This is a genomic window from Pseudoduganella buxea, assembly GCF_009720835.1.
Taxonomy (GTDB): Bacteria; Pseudomonadota; Gammaproteobacteria; order Burkholderiales; family Burkholderiaceae_D; genus Rugamonas; species Rugamonas buxea.
Window position 1 is genome coordinate 1 of record NZ_WNKZ01000155.1, and the last position, 7,185, is coordinate 7,185.

Here is a 7,185-nt window from a genome sequence, read left to right on the forward strand (position 1 = left end):
TGGTGGGGTGCCACCACCGGCACCATCGCCGCCGAGGATGCCCCGTTGCCCCGGCACGTGCCGCACGGCCTGGCGCAGACCGCCCTGCCGCTGGCGGCCGCGCTGGAAACGCGCCCGCCCGAGCCGGCCCGTGGCCAGGCCGAACTGAAGATTCCCGCGCCGCCGAATGCCGTCTGCGTGTTCGCAGCCGCCACCTTCGGCTTTGCCGCGCAGCGCCTGCTGGCGCTGGCCTTCACCCGCAACGTGCTGCAGTACTGGGACCCGCTGGCGCAGCGCTGGCATGTGATGACGCCCGAAGGCGACGGCGCCACGGCCGACCTGCGTTTCACGTCATCGCAATACGCGTGGTTGCCGCTGGCCCAGCCCGAGCGGCGCGGCGAAGTCGCGCTGGTGCCGTCGCAGGACGGCCTGTTCCTCCTGCTGATCGACCCCGTTTCCGAAAGCTTCCGTACCGAGCCGCTGCTGCAGGCGCCGCTGGTGGCCAGCCCCGGCGCCGTCAACCGGCGCGTCGCCACCCTGTTTCTGAGCGGTGCCCACTACAGCCGTTCCGTTCGCCTGTGGACGGCCGACTTCGATGGCGCCGATCCCGAAGTGCTCGACATCGACAGCGCCGATCCGGCCATCGCCATTCCCGCCGAAGGCTGGGCGCGGCCGTACAGTTATGACGGCCAGCTGTGCTGGCTGCACGATGCCGGCCAGCTGCTGTGGCGTCCCGGCAGCGTGCCGCGCTGGCTGCCGTGGCCTTTCCCGTGGCAGCCGCGCCTGCAGTTCGGCGGCCCCGCGCGCAGCCGCGACGGCCGCCTGTGGCTGATCGGCCATGACGGCGCCGACTATTCCTTCCGCGAGCTGGGCACGGAAGGCGTCGCGCAGGTGATGCCGATCGAAGGCGCCCGCCTGGGCTTCGGCACCTTGCTGTTCCGCCGTGGCCACCAGGTCAAGGACGACCCGTGGGCCGTGGAAGACGTGGAGGACCAGACCCGCGGCGATGCGCTGGTGCTGCCGCTGCTGGAAAACGCCGGCGGCGCGCGCAGCCAGCCTTCCGGCCTGGTGCTGCGCTTCGAGCAGTTCACCGGCCGCGCCGAGGCGGCCATGGCGGGCGACGTGCTGCCCCGCGTGATCGTCGAATGGGTCGGCCAGCGCAACGTCATCCTCGACGAGGTGGCGCGGCTGAAGCTTCCGGGCGACTGCGTGCCCTTCGTCTACGACGGCAGCCTGTGGCTGCACCACCCCATGTGGAACGAGATCCGTGGCTGGCGGCTGAAGGACTTCGCATGAGCCGTGGCATCGCAGGCAAGGCACTGCTGGCGCTGGCCTGCACCGTGGCAGCGGCGACGCCGGCGCTGGCCGCCTCGCACGTCTTCCTGGTGCAGAATTCGGGCTGGATGGAGCCCTTCTTCGGCGACCCCGCATCGCAATACAAGCCCCTGGTCGCCGAAGTGGCCAATGCCGCCGTGCAGCCGGGCGACGCGCTCGTGCTGGCCGCCTTCAACCAGGGCCTGCCCGGTGCGCCGTCGCCGCGCGCGCTGCTGGCGCAAAAAGCCGGCGACAAGCCCGTGCGCGAAGCCGTTGCCGCCGCGCTGGCGCCGCTGGAGGTGGCGCGCAAGCCGAACGGCGGCGCCATGGCCGACACGGACCTGGGCGAGGCCGTGGGCTCGGCAATCGGCCAGGCCCTGGGCGGCAAGCCGGGCCTCGTCTGGCTGTTCACGAACAACCGCAACAGCCCGAACAACGACCAGGCGACGGCCCAGCGCAACCGCGAGTTCTACCAGCTGATCCACACAGGGCCCGACATCGCCAAGGCCATCGCCTTCCCGCTGCACATGCCCGTCAAGGGCGCGCGCTACAGCGCCAACGGCCTGATGGTGTACGTGTTCGCCGTGCGCGAGGAAGGCCGGCGCGAGCTGGACGCGCTGCTGAAAAGCGGGCGCCTGCAGAAGGTCATCACGGAGCGTCCCGCGCGTTTGAAACCGCTGGACCAGGACACGGTGCGCCTGGTGCCGACCCGCGTGGAAAACGTCCCCGGCGTGGTGTTCGCCACCTTGCCGGACGGGCGCCTGCGCGCCGACGTCGACGCGCAGGCCACGGCCAAGGGGCCGGCGCCGGCCGCGCGCATCACGTGGCGGCTGGAGAACGCCATCTACCCCTACACCATCGCCAGCGCCCGTATCGCCGCCCAGTCGTCGATTGCCGGCGCGGTGCAGCCGATCGGCCTGGCCAGCAACGACGTCAAGGCGCTGGCCCCGGGCCAGCCGCAGCCGCTCGCTTCGACCTTGCAGCTGCCGGTGGCGAACCTGCCGGGCAAGTGGTCGCTGGCGGCCCTGCAGTCGGCCGGCTCGGCCCAGGTGCTGCCGGGCCGGATCGACGTGCAGCTGGCCGACCAGCGGCTCGAGCTGTCGCAGGCTTTCCGCCAGCGCATGGCGACCCTGTTCCCGGGCGACCCGCTGCCGGACATCTTCACGCCGCCCGAACGCATCCAGGGCTCGCGCGCCGTGCTGCCGGTGGAAGTGCGCCTGCAGCATGGCGCCGGGCCGCTGCTGGCGGCGCTGGGTGGACTGTTCGCGCTGCTGGCGGCAGGCGCGGCCCTGCTGGTGGCCGCCACGCGCGGGCGCAAGGTGATCGTCACCGTCGAGGGCGAGCAGCGCACCGTGCATACCAAGGCGGGCGCCCGGACGCCCCTGTACGACCGCGCCGGCAACAAGGTGGCGGAGCTGCGCACGACCCTGTTCGGACATGCATTGACGGACCTGCGCGAAGGCGCCCAGGTCCGCATCGGCAAATAACACGATAGAACAGCAGAACAACAGAACAACGGAAGAGATCAAAGGAACCCCATGCAAACGAATGCAATCCTGCTGGCCCAGGCCGACACCGATCCAGGCTTCAAGGTGCCCAAGGCGGGCAGTGACGAAGGCAAAGAGACCGGCAAGGACAACGCCGCGCCGACGCCGCCGGCCGGCAACGATGCGCTGTCGACGACGCCGCCAGGCGAGACCGGCACCGCCACGGGCATGGAAGTGGCGCCCGTGGAAGGCGCACCGGCCACCGATACGTCGACGCGCGACATCGCCATCGGCGGCGCCGTCTTCGTCGTGCTGCTGGTGGTGTTCTTCTTTGCCCGCAATGCCTTCGCCAACTACCTGGTGCGCCGCCGCGTGGCGCCGTCGTCGGCCGATACGGCCGGCTGGCTGCTGTTCTTCGGCCTGGCCTTCCTCAGCGCCGCCGTCGTGCTGGGCTTCGTCAATTCCACCAAGTTCCTGAACGTGGCCATCACCGGCACCCTGCTGGTGTTCGGCGTGGCCGCCATCGCCGGCGCCCTGTTCACCGGCCGGCGCTAGGAGAATCCCATGGCAGATATCCCCGGCATCGACAAGAAGGCAGAGCTGAAGGTCGACCTGCGCCCGACGTTGTTCATCGGCGCCGGCGGCACCGGCATGGAAGTGATGATGCGCATCCGCCGGCGCATCCTGTCGGCCGTGTGGAACCGCCACCACCCGGCCCGGGTGGAAGCCATCGGCGACTTCCCCGTGGCGCGCTTCCTGCACCTGGACCTGGACAGCGGTTCCATCATCGACGAAGGCAAGTCGCAGCGCACCGACCCATGGTTCGAGCTCGTCAAGCTGGGCGACGAGGAACGCCTGGTCGAATCGATCGACCTGCAGCAGTACCACGAGTCCGACGACAGCCTGGCGCGCTTCCCCCTGATCGAGAACTGGATGCCGCTGCGCCCGAAGAAGCTGCGTTCGCTGGGCATCGACCCGTCGAAGGGCGCGGGCCAGATCCGCGCCGTGGCGCGCCTGTACCTGTTCGACAAATACCCGAAGCTGCGCGGCCGCATCAAGGGCGCGCTCAATTCCCTGGCCAGCAACGCGGGCCAGGAGCGCAAGGAAAACTACCAGCGCCTGGGCCTGCAGGTGGACACGTCGAAGTTCCGCATCGTCGTCATCGCCTCGAACGCGGGCGGCACCGGCGCCGGCACGGCGCTCGACCTGGGCTGGATCGCCAAGGCCATCGCGCGTCAGGAAGTGGCAGACAGCCAGGTCGACCTGGTGATGTTCATGCCGGGCGGTTACGTCAAGGCCAACAAGGAGCGCACCGAGGCCAATGCCTACGCCACCTTGATGGAAATGGAAACGGCCATGCGCGACATGAACGCGCAGGTACGCTGGGCCGACCCTGACAGCCTGACGGGCCGCGGCGCGCCGTTCGACGACGTGTACTTTGTCGACACGGCCAACCTGTCGAACAAGGCCACGCAGGACGTGCGCGACGTCTACCAGATGGTGGCCGATTCGCTGTTCGAGGATTTCGCCTCGGCCGATTTCGCCAACCGCAAGCGCTCGGTGGCCGTCAACCAGCAGCAGCACAAGCTGGGACCGTTCAACCCGCGCGTGCCGGAGCAGCGCTTCGGCGACATGCGCCTGTCGTATTCGAAAGTGTATTCGGCCTTCGGCCAGGCCGTGCTCGATACCCAGCAAAGCCTGCGCGAGGATATCCGTGCCTATGAACTCGCCGCGCTGATGGTGAAGGCCTTCTTCGGCATCGCCGGCACCGACGGCATTCCTGGACGCCGCGCCGGCGACCAGGAACGCGACATCTTCATGCGCGAGCACATGCTGATGGCCGAGCGGCCGTTCGACGAGTTTCCGGATTTCCGCAAGGGCACGGTGGACGTCACGCCGTTCCAGGAGTTCGCCCTGTCGGACCAGCTGCTGATGGACAAGGACGGCCGCTCGCTGCTTGAGCGGGTCGAGTCGAAGGTGCAGATGGAGATCGACCGCATCACGGGCGGCTACGACATCAAGATCTGGCGCGAGAAAGTGGCCGAGCTGCTGCCGCACCTGGAGCGCGATGCCATCCGCGAAGCCGGCGCCACCGCCGAGACCAGCGAGGACCGCCTCAAGCGCCACACGCAGGAAATGGTGGTGCGCATGAAGGGCAGGGTGCGCGAGCGCCTGTACGGCCTGCTGGACGACCGCAAGCAGGGCGGCCTGGAATACGTGCTGACCCTGCTGGAGCAGATCAAGGCCCGCATCGCCCAGCGCGACCTGCCGCACATGGAGCACAACGCGCGCCGCTACCGCGAACTGCGCGACGCGCTGCGCACGCGCCAGGTCGAGGAATCGCTGAACAACCTGTCGCAGGCGGCGAACAAGTGGATCAACGCCGGCGCCCAGGCGCGCGAAGTGGTGGTGCACCTGAAGCGCGATATCGCCGACTACCTGCGCTTCCACCTGCTGGCCGTGGCGGCCGGGCAGGCCACGGAAGTGCTGCGTGCGATGTCCTCGTGGCTGGGCGACATCCAGTCCGTCGACGAGCGGGGCCGCCCGGTGTGGTCCGGCATCGCCGGCGAATTCCAGGAAGGCCGGCGCAGCGTGGAAGCCATGCTGGGCGCCGTCGACCAGCGCATCGCGCAACTGCGCGCCGATGCCCAGCACGATCACGCCACCTACATGAAGCTGGCGGCCGACGTGCTGCCGGAACCGGTGCAGCTGACCGGGGATGTGAGCAGCTGGAGCGAGGAAGTGCTGGCCGAATTCGGCGGCTCGGCGCGGCTGTTCCCGCAGCTGGGCGACGAGAAGCTGCGCTCCTCGCTGCTCCTGAAACTGTTCCGCCGCGCCCAGACGCAGCTGACCGCCGACGCCGTGGCGGCCACCGGCGAAGCGCCGGCGGACCCGCTGCTGGAACGCCTGCTGGCCCTGTCGGCCCAGGAGCGCCAGCGCATCTTCAACGAGTGGCTGCGCAGCGCCATGCCGTGGGTGAATGCCAAGTTCTCGGCCGAGTTCACGCCGAATGCCGACCAGTTCAAGTGCTTCATCGGCGTGGGCGATGCCAATGCATGGCGCCGGCTGGAAGGGGAGATCCGCGCGGCCGTGCCGACCGGCTTCTTCCAGGGTGACGCCGTCAACCTGGTCAACACGGGCATCGGCGGGCGCGCCGTGTGCTATATCGAGCTGTCCGGCTTCCCGATGACGGTGCTGCGCGGCCTGCCCACGTGGCGCACCTCGTACCAGATCGAGAACCCGAAGATTCCCACCCACCTGCATTTCGACGCGACACGCTTCCGCCACCCGATCGCGCCCAGCATGGATGAACTGAACCGGCTGGCCGACGACTACGAGTGGTTCCTGCAGGCCGTCGCCACTGGCGTGTTGAAGCGCAAGGCCGACCTGACCGACCGCGAGGCGACGTTCCAGCCACGCGGCCAGTACCTGTTCGAAGTCGAGCAGGGTTCCGGCGAGTGGCTCCAGGTGGGCAATGAATTCGCCATCCGCTCGAACGGCCTGCCGGCCTTCTACCGCGAGCAGATCGTGAACGCCGTGCAGCAGCGCCTGGCCCGCATGGGCCCGCACCAGATGGTGCTGCTGGCCGCGCTGATGCGCCATTACCAGCAGCGGGTCTACCAGCCGCGCCTTGAAGTGGACGAGACGGGCGCCGAGCTGCCGTCGCCATCGCTGCCGAACATCACGGCCCGGCGCCTGCGCGACGAGTGGCTGCGCCGCGCCGCCGCCAGCGGGCAGGGCGATGCGGCACTGGAAGAACGTGCCATGGACCTGCTGGCCCAGTGGAGCGACCTGGTGGCCGGTTCGGCCCACGACGCCTATCCGTGGGAAGTGCAGAACGCCGTCGACAAGCGCGTGCCCCGCGCCGAGTACCTGGCCAGCGAGGCCGCCGCGGCGCGCCTGTTGTCCGCCGCTGCGGCGCCTGCCGTGCCAGCCGGCGCGAGCACGAGCATGAGCACCGCCGCACCCGTGGCACCGGCAGCGCTGCCGGCAAGCGCCTCGCTGTACAAGGTCTTCGTCAACCGTATGCAGCAGGGACCGTATTCCGTGCAGGAGCTCTCGCAGCGCATCGCCGCCGGCGAAGTCGATGGCGCCACCAAGGTGTGGGACATGCGCTGGACGCCCCATGTCGACCAGTGGAAGAGCGCGCGCGACATGCCGGAACTGGCGGCCCTGTTTGCCGCCGCGATTCCCGACCCGGGCGACGATATTCCGGACCCGGTGTAAGAAAGGCTGATAGTGGATTATCGTTGTGTGAACGGGGCCTGCGGCAAGGCGTTTCCCCGCCAGGTCAATTTCTGTCCTTATTGCGGCACGTCGCAGGTGGCGGGCGTGCGTCCTGCGCCTGCTGCACCCGCTGCGCGCGCGCCCGCGCCGCCGCTGGCGGCCGCCGAACCGCCCGTGG

Annotated in this window: 4 protein-coding genes; all 4 read left to right on the top strand. The window is 69.4% G+C overall.

Annotated features, from left to right (window positions below):
- Nucleotides 1-1,275: hypothetical protein (locus GM672_RS28545; RefSeq protein WP_170300268.1), on the top strand; the 1,275-nt coding region annotated here is incomplete at its 5' end.
- Nucleotides 1,272-2,780: a hypothetical protein gene (locus tag GM672_RS26695; RefSeq protein ID WP_155473545.1), complete on the top strand. Its 1,509-nt coding sequence runs from the start codon at nucleotides 1,272-1,274 to the stop codon at nucleotides 2,778-2,780. The genes GM672_RS28545 and GM672_RS26695, both read left to right, overlap by 4 nt.
- 51 nt (nucleotides 2,781-2,831) lie before the next feature.
- Nucleotides 2,832-3,335: a hypothetical protein gene (locus tag GM672_RS26700; protein ID WP_155473546.1), complete on the top strand. Its 504-nt coding sequence runs from the start codon at nucleotides 2,832-2,834 to the stop codon at nucleotides 3,333-3,335.
- 9 nt (nucleotides 3,336-3,344) lie between these two features.
- The gene (locus GM672_RS26705; RefSeq protein ID WP_155473547.1) at nucleotides 3,345-7,007 is read left to right on the top strand and encodes a tubulin-like doman-containing protein; all 3,663 of its coding nucleotides are present in this window, start codon (nucleotides 3,345-3,347) and stop codon (nucleotides 7,005-7,007) included.
- The last annotated feature ends 178 nt before the right edge of the window (nucleotides 7,008-7,185 follow it).

Coding starts and splice junctions, on each gene's coding strand:
- GM672_RS26695 (WP_155473545.1), top strand. CDS start 1,272: ATGAGCCGTGGCATCGCAGGCAAGGCACTGCTGGCGCTGGCCTGCACC.
- GM672_RS26700 (WP_155473546.1), top strand. CDS start 2,832: ATGCAAACGAATGCAATCCTGCTGGCCCAGGCCGACACCGATCCAGGC.
- GM672_RS26705 (WP_155473547.1), top strand. CDS start 3,345: ATGGCAGATATCCCCGGCATCGACAAGAAGGCAGAGCTGAAGGTCGAC.